This is a genomic window from Streptomyces sp. NPDC051104, from assembly GCF_040682835.1.
Taxonomy (GTDB): domain Bacteria; phylum Actinomycetota; class Actinomycetes; order Streptomycetales; family Streptomycetaceae; genus Streptomyces; species Streptomyces cynarae.
Genome location: NZ_JBFBBS010000025.1, coordinates 41,268 through 65,380, shown reverse-complemented (window position 1 = coordinate 65,380; position 24,113 = coordinate 41,268). Strand labels below are relative to the sequence as shown.

The following is a 24,113-nucleotide window of genomic DNA, read 5'->3' as shown; positions in this document are numbered from 1 at the left end:
GGGATTGACGTGGCAGAGGCGGAGCGCATCATCGGTACGCCGGACATCCCAGACGCGGCCGGACCGGAGCAGTCCGGCGGGCGGGCCCCGGCCGAGGGCGCCGGAGCCCAGGAGCCGGGTTCCGGCGCCACCGAGCGCCCCAGGGGCAGGCGCCGGATCGCGGTCCTGTTCGCGGTCGCCGCCTTCGCGTACACCCTCGACCTGATCAGCAAGCTGATCGTGGTCGCGAAGCTGGAGCACCACGAGCCGATCGGGATCATCGGGGACTGGCTGAAGTTCGAGGCGATCCGCAACCCGGGTGCGGCCTTCGGCTTCGGTGAGGCCTTCACCGTGATCTTCACGCTGATCGCGGCGGCGGTGATCGTGGTGATCGCCCGGCTCGCCCGCAAGCTCTACAGCCTGCCCTGGGCGATCGCCCTCGGCCTGCTGCTCGGCGGCGCGCTCGGCAACCTCACCGACCGGATCTTCCGCTCGCCGGGCGTGTTCGAGGGCGCGGTCGTCGACTTCATCGCGCCCAAGCACTTCGCCGTCTTCAACCTGGCCGACTCGGCGATCGTCTGCGGCGGCATCCTCATCGTGCTGCTGTCCTTCCGCGGGCTCGACCCGGACGGCACCGTCCACAAGGACTGAGATCGCGGGGCTGTCCACAAGGACGGAGGCCGTTGTCCACAGGCTCCTCTCGGGGCCGGGGGACCCGTCCGGCATACTCGACGGGTGAGCACGTTTCCCGAGATCCGTACCCTGCCCGTGCCCGACGGCCTGGAGGGCGAGCGCGTCGACGCCGCCATCTCCCGCATGTTCGGCTTCTCCCGCACCAAAGCCGCGGAGCTGGCCGCAGCGGGCAAGGTGCAGGTCGACGGGGCGGTGGTCGGCAAGTCGGAGCGGGTGCGCGGCGGCGCCTGGCTCGAGGTCGAGATGCCGCAGGCGCCCGCGCCGGTTCAGGTGGTCGCCGAGCCGGTGGAGGGCATGGAGATCGTGCACGACGACGAGGACGTGGTCGTGATCGTCAAGCCGATCGGCGTCGCCGCGCACCCTAGCCCCGGCTGGACCGGCCCGACCGTGATCGGCGGCCTGGCGGCGGCCGGCTACCGGATCTCCACCTCCGGCGCCGCCGAGCGCCAGGGCATCGTCCACCGCCTCGACGTCGGTACGTCCGGCCTGATGGTGGTGGCCAAGTCGGAGTACGCGTACACGTCGCTCAAGCGCCAGTTCAAGGAGCGCACGGTCGACAAGCGCTACCACACGCTCGTCCAGGGCCACCCCGACCCGACCAGCGGCACCATCGACGCACCCATCGGCCGCCACCCCACCCACGACTACAAGTGGGCGGTCACGGCCGACGGCAAGCCCTCCGTCACGCACTACGACCTGCTCGAGGCCTTCCGCTCGGCGTCCCTGCTCGACGTCAAGCTGGAGACGGGGCGTACCCACCAGATCCGCGTCCACATGGCCGCCCACCGGCACCCGTGCGTCGGTGACCTGACGTACGGCGCGGACCCGACGCTCGCCAAGCGGCTCGGCCTGACCCGCCAGTGGCTGCACGCGGTACGCCTCGGCTTCGAGCACCCGGGGGACGGGCAGTGGGTGGAGTTCGAGAGCGCCTACCCTGCCGACCTGCAGAAGGCGCTGGACAAGGTGCGCGAGGAGAGCTGGGCATGAGCGCCGGGTACGTCGTGCGGATCGCCGAGGAAGCCGCCGACCGCGAGGCGTGCTTCGCGGTCCGCAAGGAGGTCTTCGTCGGCGAGCAGGGCGTGCCCGAGGACATCGAGTACGACGCCTATGACGCCGCTGCCGTGCACGTCCTGGCCGTCCGGGAGGACGGCGTGCCGCTCGGTACCGGCCGGCTGCTGCACGGGGAGGCGGCCGCCGCCAAGAACGGCGGCGACGCGTCCGTGGGCTCGCTCGGGCGGCTGGCGGTGACGCGGGAGGCACGCGGCCTGGGCGTCGGCGCCGCGCTGGTGCGTGCCATCGAGGACGCGGCACGCGCGCGTGGTCTGACGGCGGTGGACCTGCACGCGCAGACCCAGGCGCTGGGCTTCTACGAGCGGCTGGGCTACGCGGCGTACGGGCCGGAATTCCCCGACGCGGGGATACCGCACCGATCGATGCGGCGCTCTCTGTGGTGAAGCCGGAAAAGCGGGTGAGAAGGGTGGCATGGCAGGCTTGATACCTGCTGTGTGAACGTCGAACTTCCCGGAGCGCTCACCGTGGACCAACTGGCCCTGTTCCTGCTGCTGGTGCTCGGGGCCGTGGTGAGCGTCCCGGTCGGGGACCGGCTCCGGCTGCCGGCGCCGGTGCTGATGACCCTGCTCGGGATCGTGCTCGCCCTGCTCGACTTCGTGCCCGACGTCAACATCCCGCCCGGGCTGATCCTGCCCGCACTGCTGCCGCCGCTGCTGTACGCGGCGGTGCGCCGCACCTCGTGGCGGCAGTTCGCGGGCAACAAGCGGCCCATCTTCCTGTTGGCGGTCGCGCTGGTGTTCGTCACCACCGTATGCGTGGCCGCCGTCGCCCACGAGGTCGTGCCGGGGCTGCCGGTCGCCGCGGCGGTGGCGCTCGGCGCCCTGGTCGCGCCGCCCGACCCGGTCGCTGCGACCGCCGTCGCGGGACAGCTCGGGCTGCCCCGCCGTCTGGTGTCGATCCTGGAGGGCGAGGGCCTGTTCAACGACGTGACGGCGATCGTGCTGTACCACGTCGCGATCGCCGCCGCCGTCAGCGGAACGTTCTCGCTGCCGCACGCCCTGCTCGAACTGGCGCTCTCCGCGGTCGTCGCCCTCGCCGTCGGGCTCGCCCTCGGCTGGGCCGCCAACAAGCTGCTCGACCTGCTCGGCGACGCCACCCTGCAGATCGGGCTGACGCTCCTCGTGCCGTACGCCTCGTACGTCCTGGCCGAGGAGCTGCACGGCTCCGGCGTGCTGTCCGTGCTGATCACCGCACTGTTCCTGGCGGAGTACGCCGCCGATCCGGACGATGTGATGATGCGGCTCGCCGGGCACACGTTCTGGGACGTCGTGGACACCCTGGTCACCGGGATCGCGTTCGGGCTCATCGGGCTGGAACTGCACCACGCGATCCGGACCGCGTCCGGGCGGTGGGGCGAGATGCTCGGCTGGGCCGCCGCGATCGTGGCCGTCGTGGTGTTCGTCCGCCTCGCCTGGCTGCTGCCCGCGACCTGGCTGACCAAGCGGCTGCACGCCATACGGGACTACGACGAGGAGATCCCGGTGTCCTGGCGGGAGACCGTCGTCATGTGGTGGTCGGGGATGCGGGGCGTGGCGTCGGTGGCGCTGGCCTTGGCCATTCCGCTGACCATGGACGACGGATCGCCCTTCCCCGGCCGGGACGAGATCGTCTTCATCGCCTTCGGGGTGATCACCGCCACGCTCGTGCTCCAGGGGCTCACGCTGCCGTGGCTGGTGCGGAGGCTGAACGTGCGGGCCGACACGGAGAGCGAAAAGGAGTTCGAGCACGCGCTGGCGGTCCGCGCGACCAAGGCGGCGAAGCGGAGGCTGAAGGAGATCGAGCAGGTCGAGGAGCTGCCGGACGAGCTGTCCGAGCAGCTGCTGCGGCGGGCCTTCGACATCGGCGCCCGCATCAGCCCCGACCTCGGGGACGAGGAGCGGCGCGAGGCGCACGAGCAGCGGGCCCGGCGCGTCAAGCGGGTACGCAGGATCCACGGGGAGATGCTGAGCGCGGCACGCCACGAGGTGCTGGCGGCACGCAGCGAACCGGGTGCCGACCCGGAGATCGTCGACCGGGTGCTGCGCCACCTGGACGTCCGCAGTCTGCGCTGACACCGCCGCCGGGCCGTCCCGCGACCCGCCAGGAAGAGCAATCGCCTCACCGGAAGCGGCTTTTGTACGATCGCATCATGACGCGCAACGTGGTGATCAGTGGCGGTGGCACGGGGATCGGACTGGCGGCGGCGCGGGCCTTCGCGGCGGACGGCGACCGGGTACTGCTCCTCGGACGCCGGGCGGAAGTGCTGGAGAAGGCCGACGTGCCCGGGGCGCTCACCTACGCGGCCGATCTGAGCGACCCGCACGCCGTGCGCGGCGCCGCCCAGTTCGTGGCCGACGAGCTGGGCACCGTGGACGTCCTCGTCAACAGCGCCGGCGGCAGTGGGCTCCTGGAGCCCAAGGCCGACATCGAAGATCCGATCGAAACCGTCGCGCACACCTGGACCGTGAACTTCCGGCTGAACGTGCTGACCGCGGCCCTGCTCACCGAGGCACTGCGCGACCGGCTCGCCTCACCCGGTGGCCGGGTGCTGTTCCTCAGCTCCATCGCCGCCTACCGCGGCTCCGGCAGCGGCGCGTACGCCGCCTCCAAGGCCGCCCTGCACCCGTACGCCTTCGATCTGGCCCGGGAGCTCGGGCCGCGCGGCATCACGGTGAACGTGGTCGCGCCCGGCTATGTCGAGGACACCGAGTTCTTCGGCGAGGCGATGGACACGGCGCGGCGCGACCGGCTCATCGCGGAGACGTCCATCGGCCGTGCCGCCACGCCCGGCGACGTCGCCGCGACCCTGCACTGGCTGGCGTCCCCCGGCGCCCGCCACATCACCGCGCAGGTGATCCAGGTCAACGGCGGTGCGGAACGCGGCCGCTGACGCGGGCGGGGATCAGCCCCGGCCCGCCCGCTGGTGCTCGTACGCCTTGTGGAACTGTCCGTCGCGCGAGGAGTGACCGTTCCAGCCGGGCGGAGGTATGGCGCCCGCCGTGTTGACCCGCGGCAGCGCGTAGGGATGCTCCTCGGCCAGCCAGCGGATGAGCTCCTCGCGCACCGTGACCCGGGCCGTCCATATGTCGTCCGCGTCCTTCGCGGTCACCAGCGCGCGCACCTGCATGGTGTTGGGCGTCGAGTCGGTGACCTGGAGGCCGTAGGCGCGGCCGTCCCACGCCGGGCAGTGGCGCAGGATGTCGCGGAGCTTCTCGCGCATCGCGTCCACGGGCGCGGTGTGGTCGACGTGGAAGTAGACGATGCCGGTCATCTGGGCGCTGCCGCGCGACCAGTTCTCGAAGGGCTTGGAGGTGAAGTAGGACACCGGCATGGTGATCCGCCGCTCGTCCCAGGTGCGCACGGTCAGGAACGTCAGGGTGATCTCCTCGACCGTGCCCCACTCGCCGTCCACGACCACCGTGTCGCCGAGCCGCACCATGTCGCCGAACGCGATCTGCAGCCCGGCGAAGAGGTTGGAGAGCGTGGACTGCGCGGCGACACCGGCGACGATGCCGAGGATGCCGGCCGAGGCCAGCAGCGAGGCGCCGGCCGTTCGCATCGCCGGGAACGTCAGCAGCATCGCGCCGGCCGCCACCACCCCTACGGTCGCGTACACCACCCGCATGATCAGCGTGACCTGGGTGCGCACGCGCCGGACCCGGGCCGGGTCGTGGTGGGCGCGGGCGTAGCGGCTGTACGTCGTCTCGACTATGGCCCCCGCGATGCGGATCACCAGCCAGGCCGCGGAACCGATCAGTACCAGGGTGAGCGTCCGGCCGATGCCGACCTGATGGGCCTGGAGGACCTTCGCCTGGTCGTAGGAGCCCCTCAGCAGGGCCGCGCACAGCACAAGCTGGTAGGGGATGCGGCCGCGGCGCAGCAGACCCCACAGGGGCGTCTCGGGGTGCCGGGCGTTCGCCTTGCGCAGCAGGACGTCCGTGCCCCACCCGATGAGCAGGGTGAGTCCGACCGTGCCGCCGACGACCATCACCGGGCGCAGTACGTTCTCCATCCTTGGAGCGTAACCAGTGGGGCACGGCGTGAACCTGTGGCCAAGAACACCCGCTGCCGCGCAGCGCACGGCGTCGTCGGTCCCGGCTGGCACCATGGGCTCATGAACATCATGCTCTTCCACTCGACGTACGGGCTGCGGCCGGCCGTCCGGGCCGCGGCCGACCGGCTCCGCGCCGCCGGGCACGAGGTGTGGACCCCCGACCTGTTCGACGGCCGCACCTTCGAGACGGTCGAGGAGGGCATGGCCTTCAAGGACGAGATCGGGAAGGAAGAGCTGCTCAAGCGGGCCGTCCTGGCCGCCGCGCCCTACTCGGAGCGAGGGCTGGTGTACTCCGGGTTCTCGCTCGGCGCGTCCATCGGGCAGACCCTGGCGCTCGGTGACCACAAGGCGCGCGGACTCCTGCTGCTGCACGGCACCTCGGACATCGCGCCGGGCGCCTCGGTGGACGCCCTGCCGGTCCAGTTGCACGTCGCGGAGCCGGACCCGTTCGAGACGGACGACTGGCTCAGCGCCTGGTACCTGCAGATGGGCAGAGCGGGCGCGGACGTGGAGATCTACCGGTACGCGGGCGCGGGCCACCTGTACACCGATCCGGACCTGCCGGACTACGACGAGGAGGCGGCCGAGGCCACCTGGCGGGTGGCGCTCGGCTTCCTCGACAGCCTGTAGCGGGCTCGCGGCGGCCTACACCGGTTCGTATGTCCGCTCGACCTTCTGCGTGCCGCTGCGCGTGCGGTACGACCGCGCCCAGGAAGAGGTGGCGCTCGCGTTCGTACGGTCGGACAGGACGTAGTAGTCCATCTGCGCGCGCTCGGCGGTGATGTCCAGCACGCCGTAGCCGTGGCGGTCGGTGTCCACCCAGTGGACGTGCCGGTTGGCCGCGCGGATGACCGGCGCGGCCACCGCCGAGACGGTGCCCTCGGGGACCTTGACGATGTCGTCGAGGTTGTCGGAGGTGACCGAGGTGACCACGAACTCGGTGGCGGCGGAGGCCGACAGCGGGTAGGTGCCCGCGTCGACGGGCACGTCGTTGGCCCACGCCATGTGGATGTCGCCGGTCAGGAATACGGTGTTCCGGATCGCGTTGGCCCGCAGATGCGCGAGCAGTTCACGGCGGTCGTCGGTGTAGCCGTCCCACTGGTCGGTGTTGACGGCGAGGCCCTCCTGCGGCAGCCCCAGCAGCTTGGCCAGCGGCTTGAGCAGATCCGCGGAGAGCGAGCCGACGACGAGCGGCGCGATCATCACCGAGTTGCCGACCAGCCGCCAAGTGGTGCCGGACGCCTTCAAGCCCGCCTTGAGCCAGTCGAGTTGGGCACGGCCCGTGATCGTGCGGTCCGGGTCGTCGACGGAACCGCTGCCCGTGGACGCCTGCTGCGAGCGGAAGGAGCGCAGGTCCAGCAGGGAGAGGTCGGCCAGCTTGCCGAAACGCAGCCGGCGGTAGGTCGTGCCCTCGACGGCCGGGCGGACCGGCATCCACTCGAAGTACGCCTGCTTCGCCGCCGCCTTGCGGGCCGTCCAGGTGCCCTCGGTGCCCTCGGTGTGGTTGACCGCACCGCCCGACCAGGCGTTGTCGGCGAACTCGTGGTCGTCCCAGATCGCGATGACCGGTGCCTTCGCGTGCAGGGCCTGAAGGTCGGGATCCGTCTTGTACTTGGCGTGCCGGATCCGGTAGTCGGACAGCGTGATGATCTCGTTCGCCGGGGCGTGCGGGCGCACGACCGTGCCACGGGCCGCGTACTCGCCCGTCTTGTACTCGTAGATGTAGTCGCCCAGGTGCAGCCACGCGTCCAGGTCGCCCCGGGCGGCAAGGTGCCGGTACGCCGCGAAGTAGCCGGCCTCCCAGTTGGCGCAGGAGACCACGCCGAAGCGCAGCCCGGACACGGCGGCGTCGGCGGCCGGCGCGGTGCGGGTGCGGGCGACGGGGGAGTCGGTGCCGCCCGCGGAGAAGCGGAACCAGTAGTCGGTGGCCGGCTCCAGCCCCCGGACGTCGGCCTTCACGGTGTGGTCGGAGGCGGCGGTCGCGGTGACGGAACCCTTGGCGACGATCGCTGTGAACGCCTTGTCCTTGGCGAGCACCCAGGCCACCTCGGTGTCGGGACCGAGACCGGAGCCGGGCGTCGCCTCCGCGGTGGGTGTCACCCGGGTCCACAGCAGGACGCCGTCGGGCAGCGGGTCACCGGAGGCCACGCCGTGCAGGAAGGCCGGGGTGCCGGCGGCGGCCCGGGCGGGAAGGGCGGCGGCGAGCGGGGCGCCCAGGACGGCCGTCGCCGCCGCGGCCTTGACGACCGTACGGCGGCGCGGGGAAAGGGAGTTGACGCTCTCGGAAGATCTGTGTCGACTGGTCACGGCCGAGCAGACTACTGACCGGTACGCGCAAAGAGCGGGCGAACAGGCAAAGTTCGCCCGCTCTTTCTCCGCCTGACCGCTCAGGCCCGCCCGGGGGACCGGTCAGGACTTGAGCGCGTTGTCGATCGTCGCGTTGAACTCGGCCACCGTCATCGGCGCGTTCTTGCCGTCGGACCCGGTGAGCGTCTTGCCGTCCATCTTCAGGGTCGGCGTGCCCTGCACCCCGCTCTTGTTGAAGACGTCGGACATGTCCAGCGCCCACTTGTCGTAGGTGCCGTCCTTCACGGCCTTCTGGAACGCCGCGTTGTCCTTCAGCGCGGGGACGGTGTTCGCGACCTTGATCAGGTAGCTGTCGTCCTTGAACGTGTCCTCGGTCTCCTCCGGGTGCCACTTCGCCGAGTACAGCGCGGTCTTGTACTCGAGGAACGCCTCGGGGCTGACGTTCAGCGCGGCTCCCATGGCGCTCAGGGCGTTCTTGGAGCCCTCGCCCTGGGTGTTGGTGTCGATGAACGTGGCGCCGACGTACTGGATCTTGAACTTGCCCTCGTCGAGGTCCTTCTTGACGGTCGAGCCGACCGTCTGCTCGAACTGGGCGCAGATCGGGCAGCGCGGGTCCTCGTACATGACCAGGGTCTTCTTGGCGCTGCTCTTGCCGATCACGACGGTGGTGCCGTTCGTGCCGGAGGTGTTGGCCGGCGCGACGAGCTTCTCGCTCTTCGCGGCCTCCCAGTGGCTGGGCTTGTTGTTCTGCACGACGGCGTAGCCGACGCCGCCGGCGACGGCGAGCACGGCGACGACCGAACCGGCGACGATCAGCTGCCGCTTGACCTTGTCGCGCTTGGCCTGCCGCTCGCGCTCGATGCGCAGCCGCTCACGGGCCGCCGTCTTCGCCGCCTGGCTGTTCCGCTTGCTCATGGGTGATCTCCTCGGGGACGCGCATCGTCGTGCGCGGGGTACGGGTGGGGACTGGAGTGCTCGGGGTGTCGCTCAGACCAGGGCGACCGAGCACGGCGGTCCACGCCGTCCCAGGGAGTGCACGAAGAGGCGGGTGCGCGGGGCGGTGTTCCGGGGCGCCGGGCGCGGGGCCCGACGGACCGGAGCGAGCCGTACCGTCACCGCGGCGACCGCGAGCAGCAGCGGCCGGAACGTGGTCGCGGCCACCGCGCCGAGCAGCTGGGCCAGCGCCCGCTCGCCGCGGCGCAGCCAGGCGGCGGCCAGCAGCCCCACGCCCACATGGGCGGCGAGCAGCAGCCAGGCGGTCTCCGGGTCGGCGTGCGCCAGGAGCGCCGCGATCCGGTCGCTGCCGGTGCCGGCGACCCGGCTGAGCGGGGTGCCCACGCTGCCCCCGCTGCACAGCAGGTCCAGGCCCACCGAGCGCAGCGGGCCGGTGACCGGGCCGCCCGCCCTGCCGTAGCAGGCGTGCTGGCCGGTGGTGAACACCGTGTCCGCGGTCAGCTCCAGCGGCACCAGCAGGGCGGCGATCTTCCCGAAGCCGCGCTCACGGCCCGCCAGCGCGTACGCGACTACGAAGACGGCGGCGGCTATGGCGGCCACCGTCCCCATCGGCAGGGGGACCTCGGACAGCAGCACGTGCGACGCGGTGCTGAGTGTCACGACCAGTGCCGTGAACAGCGCCGCGCGTACGGCTCTGAGGTGGGTCCCGGATATGTCCATAGCAGAGGAGAGTGTGTCACGTGCTCCCGTAAGGGAGCGCTAAAGGATTCCCGTACCTGGCCCTTCCGTCACAGACCTGGAATCCGGCCGTTGCGGAACAGGTCCACGAAGATCTGGTGGTCCGCACGCGCGCGTGCCCCGTAGGTGTGGGCGAAGTCCACCAGCAGTTCCCCGAAGCCGTCCTCGGCGGCGGCGATCGCCGCGTCGATGGCCCGCTCGGTGGAGAAGGGCACCAGGGACTCGCCGGACTGGTCGTCCGCCGCCGCGTGCATGGCGGCCGTGGCGCGGCCCAGGTCGGCGACCACCGAGGCGATCTCCTCCGGGTCGTCGATGTCGCCCCAGTCCAGGTCCACCGCGTACGGCGACACCTCGGCGACCAGCTGGCCCGCGCCGTCCAGCTCGGTCCAGCCCAGCCACGGGTCGGCGTGCGCCTGCAGGGCGCGCTGGGAGATCACCGTGCGGTGGCCCTCGTGCTGGAAGTACTCGCGGATCACGGGGTCCGTGATGTGCCGGGAGACGGCCGGGGTCTGGGCCTGCTTGATGTAGATCACGACGTCGTTCTCCAGGGCGTCGCTGTGGCCCTCGAGGAGGATGTTGTACGACGGCAGGCCGGCCGAGCCGATTCCGATGCCGCGGCGGCCGACGACGTCCTTCACGCGGTAGGAGTCCGGGCGGGCCAGGGACGTCTCCGGCAGCGTCTCCAGGTAGCCGTCGAAGGCCGCGAGCACCTTGTAGCGGGTGGCGGCGTCCAGCTCGATGGAGCCGCCTCCCGGCGCGAAGCGGCGCTCGAAGTCACGGATCTCGGTCATCGAGTCCAGCAGCCCGAAGCGGGTGAGCGAGCGGGCGTCGCGCAGCGCGTCCAGCAGCGGGCCCTGGGCGGTGTCCAGGGTGAAGGGCGGCACCTCGTCGCTCTTGGCGCCGGTGGCCAGGGCGTGGACGCGCTCACGGTAGGCCGCGGCGTAGATGCGGACCAGCTCGGTGATCTGGTCGTCGCTGAGCGCCTTCGCGTAGCCGATCAGGGCCATGGAGGCGGCGAAGCGCTTCAGGTCCCAGGTGAAGGGGCCGACGTACGCCTCGTCGAAGTCGTTCACATTGAAGATCAGGCGGCCCGTGGAGTCCATGTAGGTGCCGAAGTTCTCGGCGTGCAGGTCGCCGTGGATCCATACCCGCGAGGTGCGGTCGTCCAGGTACGGGCCGCCGCGCTTGTCCGCGTCCAGATCCTGGTAGAAGAGGCACGCCGTGCCCCGGTAGAACGCGAACGCGGAGGCCGCCATCTTGCGGAACTTCACGCGGAACGCGGCCGGGTCGGCGGCGAGCAGCTCGCCGAAGGCGGTGTCGAAGACGGCGAGGATCTCCTCACCGCGTTGCTCGGCGCTGAGCTGCGGAACCGACATCGCTGGGTGCCTCCTGGTACCGGTGGTGCGTGACGTTTGGGGTCGATCTTCCGCGGGTGTTCCCCCACGCCAACGTCCGGCGGTGTGGGGGAGTGCCCACGTTTTCTCCGCATGAAGGTACGCGCCGGACGCCTCCGGGTGTCAGTGCCGAGGCATAGACTTCGACGCTGTCCCCCGGACTGTCCGCGACCGGGGGACACCGTCGACGTAATGTTTGCCCTGGAGGCTCGAACCGTGTCAAAGCCGCCGTTCACGCACCTGCACGTCCACACCCAGTACTCGCTGCTGGACGGTGCCGCGCGGCTGAAGGACATGTTCAACGCGTGCAACGAGATGGGCATGACCCACATCGCCATGTCCGACCACGGCAACCTCCACGGGGCGTACGACTTCTTCCACTCCGCGAAGAAGGCCGGAATCACCCCCATCATCGGCATCGAGGCGTACGTCGCCCCCGAGTCCCGGCGCAACAAGCGCAAGATCCTCTGGGGCCAGCCGCACCAGAAGCGGGACGACATCTCCGGTTCCGGTGGTTACACCCACAAGACGATGTGGGCGGTGAACAGGACCGGTCTGCACAACCTCTTCCGCCTGTCCTCCGACGCGTACGCCGAGGGCTGGCTGCAGAAGTGGCCCCGCATGGACAAGGAGACCATCGCCCAGTGGTCCGAGGGGATCGTGGCCTCCACCGGATGCCCCTCCGGCGAGGTGCAGACCCGGCTGCGCCTCGGCCACTTCGACGAGGCCCTGAAGGCGGCCGCCGACTACCAGGACATCTTCGGCAAGGACAAGTACTTCCTGGAGCTGATGGACCACGGCATCGAGATCGAGCGCCGGGTCCGCGACGGCCTGCTCGAGATCGGCAGGAAGCTCGGCATCCCGCCGCTGGTCACCAACGACTCGCACTACACGTACGCGCACGAGGCGTCCGCCCACGACGCCCTGCTGTGCATCCAGACCGGCAAGAACCTCTCCGACCCGGACCGCTTCAAGTTCGACGGCACGGGCTACTACCTGAAGTCCACGCAGGAGATGTACGCCATCGACTCCTCGGACGCCTGGCAGGAGGGCTGTGAGAACACCCGGCTGATCGCGGAGATGGTCGACACCGAGGGCATGTTCGTCAAGCGCGACCTCATGCCCAAGTTCGACATCCCCGAGGGGTACACCGAGGTGACCTGGTTCCAGGAGGAGGTCCGCCGCGGCATGGAGCGCCGCTTCCCGGGCGGCATCCCCGAGGACCGCATGAAGCAGGCCGAGTACGAGATGGACGTCATCATCCAGATGGGGTTCCCGGGCTACTTCCTCGTGGTCGCCGACTTCATCATGTGGGCCAAGAAGAACGGCATCGCGGTGGGCCCCGGCCGCGGCTCGGCCGCGGGTTCGATCGTCGCCTACGCCCTCGGCATCACCGACCTCGACCCGATCCCGCACGGCCTGATCTTCGAGCGGTTCCTCAACCCCGAGCGCATCTCGATGCCCGATGTCGACATCGACTTCGACGAGCGCCGGCGCGTCGAGGTGATCCGGTACGTGACGGAGAAGTACGGCGCCGACAAGGTCGCCATGATCGGCACCTACGGCACCATCAAGGCCAAGAACGCGATCAAGGACTCCGCGCGCGTGCTCGGCTACCCGTACGCGATGGGCGACCGCATCACCAAGGCCATGCCCGCCGACGTCCTCGGCAAGGGCATCCCGCTGTCCGGCATCACCGACCCCAGCCACCCCCGCTACTCGGAGGCGGGCGAGGTCCGGTCGATGTACGAGAACGAGCCGGATGTGAAGAAGGTCATCGACACCGCACGCGGCGTGGAGGGCCTGGTGCGGCAGATGGGCGTGCACGCGGCCGGCGTGATCATGTCCAGCGAGACCATCACCGAGCACGTCCCGGTCTGGGTGAGGCACACCGACGGCGTGACCATCACCCAGTGGGACTACCCGAGCTGTGAGTCGCTCGGCCTGCTGAAGATGGACTTCCTGGGCCTGCGCAACCTCACGATCATGGACGACGCCGTCAAGATGGTGAAGGCCAACAAGGGGATCGACATCGATCTCCTGAGTCTCCCGCTGGACGACCCCACGACCTTCGAGCTGCTCCAGCGCGGTGACACCCTCGGCGTCTTCCAGTTCGACGGCGGGCCCATGCGCTCGCTGCTGCGCCTGATGAAGGCGGACAACTTCGAAGACATCTCCGCCGTCTCGGCCCTGTACCGCCCGGGCCCGATGGGCATGAACTCCCACACGAACTACGCGCTGCGCAAGAACGGCCAGCAGGAGATCACGCCCATCCATCCCGAGCTGGAGGCGCCGCTCAAGGAGGTCCTGGACGTCACCTACGGCCTGATCGTCTACCAGGAGCAGGTGCAGAAGGCCGCCCAGATCATCGCCGGCTACTCGCTCGGCGAGGCCGACATCCTCCGTCGCGTGATGGGCAAGAAGAAGCCGGAGGAGCTGGAGAAGAACTTCGTCATCTTCCAGTCGGGCGCCCGCAAGAACGGCTACAGCGACGAGGCGATCCAGGCGCTGTGGGACGTGCTGGTCCCGTTCGCCGGCTACGCGTTCAACAAGGCGCACTCGGCCGCGTACGGCCTGGTCTCGTACTGGACCGCGTACCTGAAGGCGAACCACCCCGCCGAGTACATGGCCGCGCTCCTCACCTCGGTGAAGGACGACAAGGACAAGTCGGCCGTCTACCTGAACGAGTGCCGTCGTATGGGCATCCGGGTGCTGCCGCCTAATGTCAACGAGTCCGAGTCGAACTTCGCCGCGCAGGGCGACGACGTGATCCTCTTCGGCCTCTCCGCCGTGCGCAACGTCGGTTCGAACGTCGTCGAGTCGATCATCCGCTGCCGCAAGGCCAAGGGGAAGTACGCGTCCTTCCCGGACTACCTGGACAAGGTGGAGGCGGTCGTCTGCAACAAGCGGACGACGGAATCGCTCATCAAGGCCGGCGCCTTCGACTCCCTCGGCCACACCCGCAAGGGCCTGATGGCGCAGTACGAACCGATGATCGACAACGTGGTCGCGGTCAAGCGCAAGGAGGCCGAGGGGCAGTTCGACCTCTTCGGCGGCATGGAGGAGGAGAGCAGCGAGCCCGGCTTCGGTCTCGACGTCACCTTCACCGACGAGGAGTGGGACAAGACCTATCTGCTCGCCCAGGAGCGGGAGATGCTCGGTCTGTACGTCTCCGACCACCCGCTCTTCGGCCTGGAGCACGTGCTGTCCGACAAGGCCGACGCGGGCATCGCCCAGCTCACCGGTGGCGAGCACGCGGACGGCGCGGTCGTCACCATCGGCGGCATCATCTCCGGCCTGCAGCGCAAGATGACCAAGCAGGGCAACGCGTGGGCGATCGCCACGGTCGAGGACCTCGCCGGCTCCATCGAGTGCATGTTCTTCCCGGCGACCTACCAGCTGGTGTCCACCCAACTCGTCGAGGACGCCGTGGTGTTCGTCAAGGGCCGCCTCGACAAGCGGGAGGACGTGCCCCGGCTGGTCGCGATGGAACTGATGGTTCCGGACCTGTCGAACGCGGGCACCAACGCCCCGGTGGTGCTCACCATCCCGGCCGTGAAGGTCACCCCGCCGATGGTGAGCCGCCTCGGCGAGATCCTCAGCCAGCACAAGGGCGACAGCGAGGTGCGGATCAAGCTTCAGGGGCCGCGCAAGACGACGGTCCTGCGCCTGGACCGCCATCGGGTCAAGCCGGACCCCGCCCTCTACGGCGACCTGAAGGTCCTTCTCGGCCCGTCGTGCCTGGCGGGCTGATCACCCGGAGTGACTCAGCGGATAAGGGGCGCACCCGAGAACGGGTGCGCCCCTTTTTCTGCGTCGGCCCTCGCGCGCGGGCCTCGGCATCAGCCCTCGTGCAGGCGTCAGTTGTGGCCGAAGTTCTTCTGCTTCTTACGGGTAACATCCGCCGGGCTGCCCGGGGTCTGCGCCATCGGAGACGTGTGCGCCTCCGCCGCGGGCCGCTGGGTGTGCTCCTGCGCCTGCTCGGCCTTCGGGGAGCGGTTCTGCGGGCCGGCCTGCTTGCGGTTCTTGTTCTTGGCCATGGTGATGCCTCCTGTGGGGACTAGGGGCCAGGGCCGGGACCAGATTCACATAGCCTGACATCAACCGCATGTCGGACAATTACCCTGCGTGACACAGTCCTTCGCGGCCCGGTCCCCCGGATACGCCACGCCGAAGATCGAGTTCCGGCCGTTAACCTCTCCGCCGTCGGGCAGACTCGAAGCAAGCCCGAAGCAAACCTCCCGGAAAGAGGGTGGATCGCGTGGACCGCTGCATCGTCCTGGTGGACGCCGGGTATCTGCTCGGGGCTGCCGCCAGCCTCCTCGCCGGAGAGCCCTCGAGGTCCCGGATCACCGTCGACCACGCCGCCCTCATCCAGGGACTGCGGGAGCGCGCCGAGGCCGACACCGGGCGGCCACTGCTGCGCATCTACTGGTTCGACGGCGCTCCCGACCGCGTACCGCAGCCGGAGCACCGCCGGCTGCGCGTGATGCCCCGGGTGACCGTGCGCCTCGGCGCGCTGACCCGCAGCGACGGGCGGTGGGCGCAGAAGGGCGTCGACGCCGCGATGCACGCCGAACTGACCGAGCTGGCCCGCAACCGCGCGTGCTCGGACGTCGTGCTCGTCACCGGCGACGGGGACCTGCTGCCGGGCATGATGGCCGCCAAGGAGCACGGGGTCGCCGTGCACCTGTGGGCCGTGCAGGCCGCGGACGGCGACTACAACCAGTCCGAGGACCTGGTCGCCGAGGCCGACGAGCGACGCGTGCTCGACCGGGCGTGGATCACCCAGGCCGTGCGGCCCAAGGAGCTGGGCGGGGTGTGCGCGCCGCCGCCCGCGCCCCGGCCGGAGATCGCCGCGATCCTGTCGGCGCCGCTGCCCGAGTCGGCGCTCACGGCCGCCACGGAGCGGCCCGCCGCCGAGCCGGAACACGTCCCGGCGGCCGCATCGCAGAACGGCGCCCAGGAGCGGGTGCCGGTCAGCAAGGGCGTACCCACCCCGAAGGACCTCGCGGCGCTGCGGGCGCCGCAGACCGCGCAGCAGCCCGCCGGGGCGACGCTTCGCTGGTCGTCCGACAAGGGCTGGGTGGATCGGCCCGTCGCTGCCGAGTCGCCGGAGGCCGCCTCGCTGCCGACGCTGGCGCAGCTGACGACCGCGGAGCAGCGGTGGGCCGACCGGGAGGAGGACATCACCACGGTCGGCGGCGACCCCTACGAGGTGGGGCAGGTCTTCGCCCGGCGGTGGATCTCTCGCCTCGCCGACCCCTCCCACCTGCAGAAACTGTCGAGCATGTACCCGCGGGTGCCGCACCGCATCGACGGTGAGCTGCTGCGGTACGCGGCCCGCTTCGGCCTGCTCGCCCACAAGGACGACCAGATCGACGAACACGACCGGTACGCGATCCGCGCGGGCTTCTGGCGGGAGATCGACCAGCGCACGGCGGCGGAGGCGCCCGCCGGCGAATGACACACCACTTCGGACCGCGGTCCCGGCGGGCCCCGGGAACCGCTCGGCGGGCGGTACCCCTTACCCTCGTCCTTTGTGAGCAAGCGCAGCGCAACGGCACCACGGCACAGTGACGACGTCGTGTGCGCCGTGCGCGGGCTGACCAAAACCTATCCGGCGGTACGGGGGCGGCGCGGCACGCCCGGGACGCCCGAGGTGCGGGCCACCGACGACGTACGGCTGGACATCCGGCGCGGCGAGATCTTCGGACTGCTCGGACCGAACGGCGCCGGCAAGTCCACCCTCGTACGCCAGTTGACCGGACTGATGCGGCCCGACAGCGGCAGCGTGGAGATCCTCGGGCACGACATCGTGCGCCACCCCGAACGGGCCGCCCGCATCCTCGCCTACCTCGGCCAGGAGTCCACCGCCCTCGACGAGCTGACCGTCTCGCTCGCCGCCGAGACGACCGGACGGCTGCGCGGGCTCGACCTGCGGCACGCCCGCGAGGAGCGGGACGCCGTCCTCGACGAACTCGGGCTCGCACCGATCGCCTCCAGGCCGCTGAAGAAGCTCTCCGGCGGTCAGCGCCGGCTCGCCTGCTTCGCCGCCGCGCTGATGGGGGAGCGACCGCTGCTGGTGCTCGACGAGCCGACCACCGGCATGGACCCGGTCGCCCGCCGCGCCGTGTGGGGCGCCGTGGACCGGCGGCGGGCCGAGCGCGGGACGACCGTCCTGCTGGTCACCCACAACGTCATCGAGGCGGAGACCGTCCTCGACCGGGTCGCCGTCCTCGACCGGGGCCGGATCATCGCCTGTGACACCCCGGCCGGGCTCAAGGAGCGCGTCGCCGGGGAGGTCCGCGTCGAACTCGTGTGGCGCGAGCGGGCGCCCCTGGAGGTGCCCGAGGTCGCCGCGCTGCGCACCCGCGCCGTGGAGTCCGGGCGCCGCTGGTCGCTGCGGATGGCCCCGGAGGAGGCGCGCGCGACCGTCGCCACCGTCACCGGGGGCGCCGCTTTCGCCGCCCTCGACGACTTCACACTGGCCACGCCCAGCCTGGAGGACGTCTACCTGACGCTCGGTGGCAGCGGTCAGGGGCTGGTGAAGGCATGAGCGCGGGGGCCGTCGTGTCCGTACGGAGCTCTGGGGGGAGCTCCACGGGGACCTTGGGGAAAACGAAGAGGAGCAGCGCGAGGTGAGTGTCGTACCCGCCGGGGTTCTGCCCGGCGCCCGGGTGATGGACGACGGTGCCGTGGACGGCGCCGCCCTCGGGCCGCGGGCGCGGCTGTGGCCGTCGATGGCCGCCGTGTACCGGGCCCAGCTGTCCAGGGCGCGGGTCGCGCGGATCCCGCTGCTGTTCGTGGCGACGTTCCAGTCGATCGGCATCATGATCATGATGCGCGGCGTGGTGAGCGGCGGAGGGAGCGACGCGTGGTCCGTGGTCGCCGGATCGTCCGTGCTCGTGGTCGCGTACGTCGGTCTGAACCTGCTCGCCCAGTACTTCGGGCAGCTGCGCGGCAGCGGCGGGCTCGACCACTACGCCACGCTGCCGGTGCCGGCCGCGGCGGTGGTGCTGGGCGCCGCGGCGGCGTATGCCTCCTTCACCGTTCCCGGGACCCTGGTGACCGCCGTCTTCGGGTGCGTGCTGTTCGGACTGCCGCTCGCCCACCTGTGGGTTCTCGCGGCGGTGATCCCACTGGCCGGCGCCGCGCTGTCCGGGCTCGGCGCCGCACTGGGCCTGCTCGCGCCGCGGCCCGAACTGGCCACGCTGCTCGGGCAGTTGGGCATGTCGGCGGCGCTGTTGCTGGGCGTGCTGCCGGCGCACCGGATGCCGGAGGCCATTCAGGTCGCGCGCGACCTGCTGCCGTCGACGTACGGGGTGGAGGCGTTTGCGCGGACCTTCGGCGGGCATCCGGACTGGGCGTTCGTCCTCGGCGACCTGGGCGTGTGCGCCGCCGTCGGGGTGGCCTCGCTGGCCATGGCGACCTGGGCATACCGCCGGGCGGCCGTCCGGTGACGCGGCTGACAGACACGCCTGGCAGGATGTGAAGGTGACCGCTCCGTTGACTCCGCCTCCGCCGCCGCATGAACAGCCCCCGCACTCTTCGCACGAGGCGTGGCACGCCGTGTCCGAGCCTGTGGGGATCGGGCCGGCACCGCACGGTGCCACGGCCGTCTACGGGGCGGACGGGCCCGGTATGAAGACCGAGGTGCGCGAGGCGGCCGTGATCACGGTGGGCATCGCGCTCGCCGGGGCGCTGCTCGGGGTGCTGTGGTGGTGGTTGGCGCCGCACGTGCCGCTGGTGGGGGACAAGGTCGACAACAACTGGGTCGTCTATCTGAAGGACACCGAGGGGGAACAGGCGATCGGGGTGGACGGGACGTTCACGCTGCTCGCGGCCGGCTTCGGTGTGCTCAGTGCGCTGGTCGTCTTCCTGGTGCGCAAGCGGGGCGGGGTGCCGCTGGTGGTGGCCCTCTGTGTGGGCGGACTGCTGGGTTCGCTGCTCGCGTGGCGGTTGGGGGTCTGGCTGGGGCCCCCGCACAACGTCATCGCGCACGCCAAGGCCGTGGGCAAGGGAGTGACGTTCTCCGCGCCGCTGAAGCTCGGGGCCAAGGGGGCGCTGCTGGCGTGGTCGGTGGCGGCGCTGGTGGTGCACCTGGGGCTGACGGCGCTGTTCGCTCCGCGGGATCCCGATCCGTACGGGGCGGCTGCGCCGTAGGCGTAGCCCCTCAGGGTGCGTGCGGATGAGTCTCGTCCCGCCGCCCCTGCCCTTCCCGTCCCTGTGGGCTGCGCCTCAGGACTCCCGCATCGGCCTGCGGCCTCGTCCTCGAACGCCGGACGGGCTCGGAGTGCCCGTCCGGCGCTATTTGTGACGGGCGGTGGTCACGCCGGCCGGTGGCCGTGGTTGGCGTGGCCCTTCTTCATGCGCCATTTGCGCTTGCGTGTCCTCTTCGACATATTTCCGTACTAGCCGAGGACGGGCCGTCCGTCGAGTGGTCAGGCACGGGCGATCGGTGCCAGCGTCGCTTCCGTGAGCTTGGCCAGGTCCTCGGGGAACAGCTCCACCTCCAGGCCCCGGCGCCCGGCGGACACGCAGATCGTGGTGTGCGAGGAGGCCGACTCGTCCAGCACCGTGCGGAGCTTCTTGCGCTGGCCGAGAGGCGAGATGCCGCCGCGTACGTAACCCGTCGTACGCTCCGCGAGCGCCGGGTCCGCCATCGCCGCCCGCTTGCCGCCCACCGCCGTGGCCAGCGCCTTCAGGTCCAGTGAACCCGCCACCGGGACCACCCCGACCACGAGCGCCCCGTCCACGTCGGCCACCAGCGTCTTGAACACCCGGTCGGGGGAGACACCCATCGCCTCGGCCGCCTCCTCGCCATAGGACGGGTGGGACGGGTCGTGGTCGTAGGCGTGGACCGTGAACTCCACTCCGGCCGCCGTCAGGGCCACCGTCGCCGGTGTTCCGCCCGCCCGTCGCCCACCACCAGCCCTATTCGAATGCGCTTCGCGCGCCTCTTCTTCCTGCTGCCGCTTCTTCGACTTCTTCGCCATACGGCCGTTCCCGTTCCCGTCCCGTTCCCACAAAGCGTTCGTGCGTCAGTTCAGACTCGTCGGCGTCCGTGTCAGTTCGGTCGCCGGCAACGACGGCAGGTTACGGATGATGGCCGTCTCCGCGCGAAGCAGTTTCAGCTCGTCGCGCAGGCGGGAGGCGGTGTCGGGCGCCTGCAGCAGCCGCTGCTTCGTCGGCGTGTCCAGCATTACCGCGGCCGCCACCAGGTACGACACCACGGCCGGTTCGTCCGGCAGGTCGGCACCCGCCGACAGGGACCTCTCCCGCGCGCCCGCCAGCCGCTTCTGGTACTGCCGGAACGCCCGCAGCACCCCCTCGGCCAGCGCGCCCGCCTCGTCGCCCTGTTCCTCCGGCAGCTCCTCCAGCTCGGCCGTCAGATACGGGCCGGAGGTGTCCACCGAGAGCACACGGACGCGGGTCGTGCCCGTCGCCAGCACCTCGAACGAGCCGTCGGCCCGCTCCCGGATCGTCGCCGCGTCCACGATACAGCCCACCGCGTGGAACGCCTTGGCCGGGTCGGACCCGAAGCCGGCCGCGGGCCCGCGCTCGGGCAGCGCCGTGGGATCCGGCATGCCCGGCGCGCTCGGCGCCACCTCGTGGCCGTCGCGGATGGCGACGACGGCGAACCGGCGCGGTTCGTCCTCGGGGATCTTCAACAGGTCGCGCATCAGGGCGCGGTAGCGCTCCTCGAAGATGTTCAGCGGGAGCACGAGCCCCGGGAACAGTACCGAGTTCAGCGGGAAGAGCGGGAGCCGGACGGTGGTCACGACCCGAAAGCCTAATGGTCGCAGCGGGGCCTGTGGCCGGTGTGGTCGTTCAGGTGCCCGATCAGTTGCCTGCCGGGGGGAGGGATGAGCGGCAGAAGCCGCTCGGGCACGTGCGGCGGAACCGGCGACGCCACCGCCCGTCGCACCGCCTCCCGCACCTCCAGGAAACGGCCCAGCGGGTCGTCACAGATCCGGTCCCAGGGGAACGACGTGGCGTACGGGCCGGTCACGCTCAACTGCGTGAGCGCGTCCTGCCAGCGCTCCAGCAGGACCAGGACGAAGACGAGGAGATTGCGGATCTCCGCGGGCCACGGGTCGGCGGCCGCGAACCGCGACGACAGCGCGATCGCCCGGTCGGCCGCCGCGTCCAGCCGTCCCCGGGTCACGACCACTCCGTCGCCCTCCGTCAGGTACTTGAACGCGGCGCGCACGGGCAGCGCCTGCACCAGGGAGCCCGGCGGGGCGTCCTGCGCGGCGGTCTCGGCGAAGTCGAAGCACTCCCAGTGCGAGTCACCGGGCCTGTGCGGAGTCCTTCCCCACTGGGCGCTGCACGCGGCCGACAGGTACTGCAGGGCGGCGACATGGCAGCCGTAGTGGTGCGGGGAGCGGCGTACGGCCTCGGCCCACAGCCGCTCGTACTCGGTGTGGCTGGTGTGCGCGCCGCGCGCGTGGTCGAGCGCCACCCGCCACGGCACCGGGTCCTGGGGATCGCCCTCGGTCGCCGCGGTGACCAAGGGGCCGACCCTGCGCAGGAGTTCTACGCGGGCCGGCGACTCCCAGCATCGGGCCACCGCGAGTTGGGCGCTGATCAAAGTGGCGTCCGGGTCGTGCGGGGCGGCCTGGTGCCAGTCCGTGAGCCATTCGTCGCGCGAGCGGGCGAAGGCGCCGAGCCGTGTCACATACCGGTCGCGGTCCTCCCACTCGGCGGCCTGACGTGTGGTCGCGAGCAGTTCGGCCGCCGGACCGTACTCGCCGCGGCCCGCCGCGACCAGGGCGGGCGCCAGGCGGTCGTCGGGCGCGTCGAGAAGGACCTCGTCGTCGGCGGGCAACCCGTCGGCGAGGCGCGAGGAGGCGCGAGTCATCCGTGGCGTACGGATGAAGGGGCGGAGGATTGCCATGGTGTCGACCATTGAAAAGCCGCAGGTCGGGGACGCGCCAGCACAAATGCGTAACCCGTGTTTGGTTGTACGGGCGAAGTTCAAGATTGGGTAAAAGGTAACCGTTTGGCCGCTGATGGACCTCTATGCGCAGGCCCCATCAGTCACCCCGGATCAACTGCGTCGCAGGAGCCTCGTCGCCCCCGCCGCGACCGTCGTGGCCAATATCCAGCCGAGCAGGATCACCGCCGTCGACAGCCACTGCCAGGCCCCGTTCAGCCGCCACTGGCCCGCCTGGCCCAGATCGATCACCGGCAGCAGCAGGTCCAGGGCGAACAGGGAGGGGTTCCACGCCGGATGCCCGTCCTTGTCGACCGGCGGATGGCTCGCGTGCGAGAACGCGATCGACGCGGCCGCCCACAGCACCGCCATCCACACCGCGGCACGGCCGGGCCGGTACCCGTAGGCGACCGTCCAGTCCTGTACGTACCCCCACAGCTTGGCCGCGAGCGGCAGTGTCTCGCGGCGGCGCCGCTGCTTGGCGAGCAACACCTCGCGCGCGTCCTCGTCCTCGCCGGAGTTGCGCAGGACGGCCGCGAGCCGTTCGTACGGCTCCGGGTTGTACTCGGCGGTCGCCGCCGCCACCCACTCCAGACGCCGGGCGAGCGGGAAGGCGTCCTGCGGCACGAGGTTCTCGTAGGCGAAACCGCCCATGTGGAGGTCGCCGAGGCCGGGCCAGCTGGTCCACCGGTCCACCAGGTTCACGATCCGGGCGCCCGAGAGGATCACCTTGCCCCGCTCGGGCCGGTCGCCCAGGAAGCGCAGCTCGGGCGTCTGGACCCGGCGCAGCGACAGCTCCTGGTCGTCGTCGAGGACGAACCGGGCCCGGTCCAGGTCGACCGCGTCCCCGAACCGCCCGTCGTCGAGCCGGATCCCGCCCCGGCACTCGAAGCGCTGCACCCGGGTGCCGCGCGCGGGCGTGGTGCCACTGCTCTGCAGCGGATTGCCGACGCCCGCCGGAGTCAGGTACAGGGTGCGCTCGACCGTCAGCTGCGGGGCGTTCAGTGCCAGCCGGGTGTACGGGTTGGTCAGCCGGGCGCCGCGCAGGCTCAGCGACACGCCGACCTTGGCGCTGCGCATGCTCAGCTCCCCGTGCGACTCCAGCATGTCGGCCTGCAGGTCCTGGCCGACGGTCAGCCCGTCCGCTGAGATGGAGCGGCCGCGCCGGTCGCGGTGGACGACGGCCTGGTTGAGCATCAGGTCGGTCCCGATGTGCGCGTCCGTGAGCCGCACCCCGCCCTGGAACCGGCAGCGCGCCAGATGAAGGTCGCCCTCCGTGTGCACACGCGCCGCCTCCAGCCGCGGCACCGAGCAGTCCACGAGCCGCACGGTCGTGAAACGGGCCTCCGGCAGCAGGACCTCCTTCTCGAACCGGCAGCCGTTCAGCTCGACGTACGGCACGACCGTGCCGCCCGCGAGGTCCAGGGTGTCCGTGATCCGGATGCCGGTCAGCTTCAGCGACGAGACCCGTCCCGCGAGCGCGGGCGGGCCGTCGAGGAGCAGCCAGGCCACGATCCGGGCCCGCACGCTGCGCTCGGGCCCCCAGGGACGGTCGCCGTGCGGATCGTCCACGGCGGGGTCCCCGTCTCGCAGGTCGTACTCGCTGCCGTTGCGGAAGGCCTGCCACATTCCGGCCTCCGTGGCGGTCAGTCCGTCCGGCACGTAGTCGACACGGATGCCGGCACCCTCGGTCACGGCTCTTCCTTCCTCCCCAGCTACTCGCGGGTTTCGTACGACCGTTCATGCCCGTTGTGTGACGGCCCGAACGCGGAAGGTGAAGGGGATCTTCCGCCCACTGTGAGCACCCATCGAATCCGGCCACCCCGCCCGGCACCCCTCACCGAGCGTTCCGTCCCGGCTGCGACACGCCGTGTCGCCCACCGATCCGTCCCCGGCCGCCCGCGGCCGACCGGCCCGGCACCGAGCCGTCCGCCCGCCCACGCTCTGTATCAGCCATTGATACGGCCGTCCGGCCCGTCGGGGCCGTCTGCGAGAATTGGGG

21 protein-coding genes are annotated in these 24,113 nt (G+C 71.0%); 11 read left to right on the top strand and 10 right to left on the bottom strand.

Annotated features, from left to right (window positions below; all coding sequences use genetic code 11):
- Nucleotides 1-9 precede the first annotated feature (9 nt).
- From lspA to AB0N14_RS27705, 5 genes are all read left to right on the top strand, one after another.
- The gene (gene lspA, locus AB0N14_RS27725; RefSeq protein WP_366028432.1) at nucleotides 10-630 is read left to right on the top strand and encodes a signal peptidase II; all 621 of its coding nucleotides are present in this window, start codon (nucleotides 10-12) and stop codon (nucleotides 628-630) included.
- A gap of 84 nt (nucleotides 631-714) precedes the next feature.
- The gene (locus AB0N14_RS27720) at nucleotides 715-1,659 is read left to right on the top strand and encodes an RluA family pseudouridine synthase (RefSeq protein ID WP_366028431.1); all 945 of its coding nucleotides are present in this window, start codon (nucleotides 715-717) and stop codon (nucleotides 1,657-1,659) included.
- Nucleotides 1,656-2,126, top strand: coding sequence for a GNAT family N-acetyltransferase (locus tag AB0N14_RS27715; protein WP_366028430.1), 471 nt, complete (start codon nucleotides 1,656-1,658; stop codon nucleotides 2,124-2,126). The genes AB0N14_RS27720 and AB0N14_RS27715 overlap by 4 nt, the downstream gene beginning before the upstream one ends.
- An 81-nt stretch (nucleotides 2,127-2,207) precedes the next feature.
- Nucleotides 2,208-3,794 (top strand): Na+/H+ antiporter, encoded by a 1,587-nt coding sequence (locus AB0N14_RS27710; RefSeq protein ID WP_366028461.1) that lies wholly within the window; start codon nucleotides 2,208-2,210, stop codon nucleotides 3,792-3,794.
- 77 nt (nucleotides 3,795-3,871) lie between these two features.
- The gene (locus tag AB0N14_RS27705) at nucleotides 3,872-4,612 is read left to right on the top strand and encodes an SDR family oxidoreductase (RefSeq protein WP_366028429.1); all 741 of its coding nucleotides are present in this window, start codon (nucleotides 3,872-3,874) and stop codon (nucleotides 4,610-4,612) included.
- Between the two features lie 12 nt (nucleotides 4,613-4,624).
- Here AB0N14_RS27705 and AB0N14_RS27700 read toward each other — a convergent pair whose 3' ends face one another.
- On the bottom strand, nucleotides 4,625-5,734 hold the full coding sequence (locus AB0N14_RS27700; RefSeq protein ID WP_366028428.1) for a mechanosensitive ion channel domain-containing protein: 1,110 nt from the start codon (nucleotides 5,732-5,734) through the stop codon (nucleotides 4,625-4,627).
- A gap of 102 nt (nucleotides 5,735-5,836) precedes the next feature.
- Between AB0N14_RS27700 and AB0N14_RS27695 the strand changes: the two genes are divergently transcribed.
- On the top strand, nucleotides 5,837-6,406 hold the full coding sequence (locus AB0N14_RS27695; RefSeq protein WP_366028427.1) for a dienelactone hydrolase family protein: 570 nt from the start codon (nucleotides 5,837-5,839) through the stop codon (nucleotides 6,404-6,406).
- A 15-nt stretch (nucleotides 6,407-6,421) separates the two neighbouring features.
- Here AB0N14_RS27695 and AB0N14_RS27690 read toward each other — a convergent pair whose 3' ends face one another.
- From AB0N14_RS27690 to AB0N14_RS27675, 4 genes are all read right to left on the bottom strand, one after another.
- Nucleotides 6,422-8,083 carry an alkaline phosphatase D family protein gene (locus AB0N14_RS27690; RefSeq protein ID WP_366028426.1) on the bottom strand — a complete coding sequence of 554 codons (1,662 nt, stop codon included), beginning with the start codon at nucleotides 8,081-8,083 and terminating at the stop codon, nucleotides 6,422-6,424.
- Nucleotides 8,084-8,185: 102 nt separating this feature from the next.
- Nucleotides 8,186-8,998 carry a DsbA family protein gene (locus AB0N14_RS27685; RefSeq protein ID WP_366028424.1) on the bottom strand — a complete coding sequence of 271 codons (813 nt, stop codon included), beginning with the start codon at nucleotides 8,996-8,998 and terminating at the stop codon, nucleotides 8,186-8,188.
- A gap of 72 nt (nucleotides 8,999-9,070) precedes the next feature.
- On the bottom strand, nucleotides 9,071-9,757 hold the full coding sequence (locus AB0N14_RS27680; protein WP_366028423.1) for a hypothetical protein: 687 nt from the start codon (nucleotides 9,755-9,757) through the stop codon (nucleotides 9,071-9,073).
- 68 nt (nucleotides 9,758-9,825) lie between these two features.
- Complete coding sequence (locus AB0N14_RS27675) at nucleotides 9,826-11,151, bottom strand: DUF2252 domain-containing protein (RefSeq protein ID WP_366028422.1); 1,326 nt, start codon at nucleotides 11,149-11,151, stop codon at nucleotides 9,826-9,828.
- A 234-nt stretch (nucleotides 11,152-11,385) separates the two neighbouring features.
- Between AB0N14_RS27675 and dnaE the strand changes: the two genes are divergently transcribed.
- Nucleotides 11,386-14,922, top strand: a complete 3,537-nt coding sequence (dnaE, locus tag AB0N14_RS27670) for a DNA polymerase III subunit alpha (RefSeq protein WP_366028421.1) — start codon at nucleotides 11,386-11,388, stop codon at nucleotides 14,920-14,922.
- 107 nt (nucleotides 14,923-15,029) lie between these two features.
- On the opposite strand, the gene AB0N14_RS27665 is transcribed toward dnaE, so the two are convergent.
- Nucleotides 15,030-15,209 carry a hypothetical protein gene (locus AB0N14_RS27665; RefSeq protein WP_366028420.1) on the bottom strand — a complete coding sequence of 60 codons (180 nt, stop codon included), beginning with the start codon at nucleotides 15,207-15,209 and terminating at the stop codon, nucleotides 15,030-15,032.
- Between the two features lie 221 nt (nucleotides 15,210-15,430).
- Between AB0N14_RS27665 and AB0N14_RS27660 the strand changes: the two genes are divergently transcribed.
- The 4 genes from AB0N14_RS27660 (at nucleotide 15,431) to AB0N14_RS27645 (ending at nucleotide 19,335) form a co-directional block, all read left to right on the top strand.
- On the top strand, nucleotides 15,431-16,636 hold the full coding sequence (locus AB0N14_RS27660; RefSeq protein WP_366028419.1) for an NYN domain-containing protein: 1,206 nt from the start codon (nucleotides 15,431-15,433) through the stop codon (nucleotides 16,634-16,636).
- A 120-nt stretch (nucleotides 16,637-16,756) separates the two neighbouring features.
- Nucleotides 16,757-17,728 carry an ABC transporter ATP-binding protein gene (locus AB0N14_RS27655; RefSeq protein ID WP_366028460.1) on the top strand — a complete coding sequence of 324 codons (972 nt, stop codon included), beginning with the start codon at nucleotides 16,757-16,759 and terminating at the stop codon, nucleotides 17,726-17,728.
- 82 nt (nucleotides 17,729-17,810) lie between these two features.
- Nucleotides 17,811-18,632 (top strand): ABC transporter permease, encoded by an 822-nt coding sequence (locus tag AB0N14_RS27650; protein ID WP_366028418.1) that lies wholly within the window; start codon nucleotides 17,811-17,813, stop codon nucleotides 18,630-18,632.
- A 34-nt stretch (nucleotides 18,633-18,666) separates the two neighbouring features.
- Nucleotides 18,667-19,335 (top strand): AAA family ATPase, encoded by a 669-nt coding sequence (locus AB0N14_RS27645; RefSeq protein ID WP_366028417.1) that lies wholly within the window; start codon nucleotides 18,667-18,669, stop codon nucleotides 19,333-19,335.
- A gap of 278 nt (nucleotides 19,336-19,613) precedes the next feature.
- Here the strand turns inward: AB0N14_RS27645 and ybaK are convergent, their stop codons facing one another.
- The 4 genes from ybaK to AB0N14_RS27625 all read right to left on the bottom strand — a co-directional run bounded on the left by ybaK (nucleotide 19,614) and on the right by AB0N14_RS27625 (nucleotide 23,806).
- Nucleotides 19,614-20,168 carry a Cys-tRNA(Pro) deacylase gene (ybaK, locus tag AB0N14_RS27640; RefSeq protein WP_366028415.1) on the bottom strand — a complete coding sequence of 185 codons (555 nt, stop codon included), beginning with the start codon at nucleotides 20,166-20,168 and terminating at the stop codon, nucleotides 19,614-19,616.
- Between the two features lie 45 nt (nucleotides 20,169-20,213).
- On the bottom strand, nucleotides 20,214-20,954 hold the full coding sequence (locus tag AB0N14_RS27635) for an LON peptidase substrate-binding domain-containing protein (RefSeq protein ID WP_366028414.1): 741 nt from the start codon (nucleotides 20,952-20,954) through the stop codon (nucleotides 20,214-20,216).
- Between the two features lie 11 nt (nucleotides 20,955-20,965).
- Nucleotides 20,966-22,072 (bottom strand): hypothetical protein, encoded by a 1,107-nt coding sequence (locus AB0N14_RS27630; RefSeq protein ID WP_366028413.1) that lies wholly within the window; start codon nucleotides 22,070-22,072, stop codon nucleotides 20,966-20,968.
- A gap of 153 nt (nucleotides 22,073-22,225) precedes the next feature.
- Nucleotides 22,226-23,806 carry an oxidoreductase gene (locus AB0N14_RS27625; RefSeq protein ID WP_366028412.1) on the bottom strand — a complete coding sequence of 527 codons (1,581 nt, stop codon included), beginning with the start codon at nucleotides 23,804-23,806 and terminating at the stop codon, nucleotides 22,226-22,228.
- Nucleotides 23,807-24,113 lie beyond the last annotated feature (307 nt).

Coding starts and splice junctions, on each gene's coding strand:
- AB0N14_RS27715 (WP_366028430.1), top strand. CDS start 1,656: ATGAGCGCCGGGTACGTCGTGCGGATCGCCGAGGAAGCCGCCGACCGC.
- AB0N14_RS27705 (WP_366028429.1), top strand. CDS start 3,872: ATGACGCGCAACGTGGTGATCAGTGGCGGTGGCACGGGGATCGGACTG.
- AB0N14_RS27700 (WP_366028428.1), bottom strand. CDS start 5,734: ATGGAGAACGTACTGCGCCCGGTGATGGTCGTCGGCGGCACGGTCGGA.
- AB0N14_RS27695 (WP_366028427.1), top strand. CDS start 5,837: ATGAACATCATGCTCTTCCACTCGACGTACGGGCTGCGGCCGGCCGTC.
- AB0N14_RS27685 (WP_366028424.1), bottom strand. CDS start 8,998: ATGAGCAAGCGGAACAGCCAGGCGGCGAAGACGGCGGCCCGTGAGCGG.
- AB0N14_RS27680 (WP_366028423.1), bottom strand. CDS start 9,757: ATGGACATATCCGGGACCCACCTCAGAGCCGTACGCGCGGCGCTGTTC.
- AB0N14_RS27675 (WP_366028422.1), bottom strand. CDS start 11,151: ATGTCGGTTCCGCAGCTCAGCGCCGAGCAACGCGGTGAGGAGATCCTC.
- AB0N14_RS27665 (WP_366028420.1), bottom strand. CDS start 15,209: ATGGCCAAGAACAAGAACCGCAAGCAGGCCGGCCCGCAGAACCGCTCC.
- ybaK (WP_366028415.1), bottom strand. CDS start 20,168: ATGGCGAAGAAGTCGAAGAAGCGGCAGCAGGAAGAAGAGGCGCGCGAA.
- AB0N14_RS27630 (WP_366028413.1), bottom strand. CDS start 22,072: ATGGCAATCCTCCGCCCCTTCATCCGTACGCCACGGATGACTCGCGCC.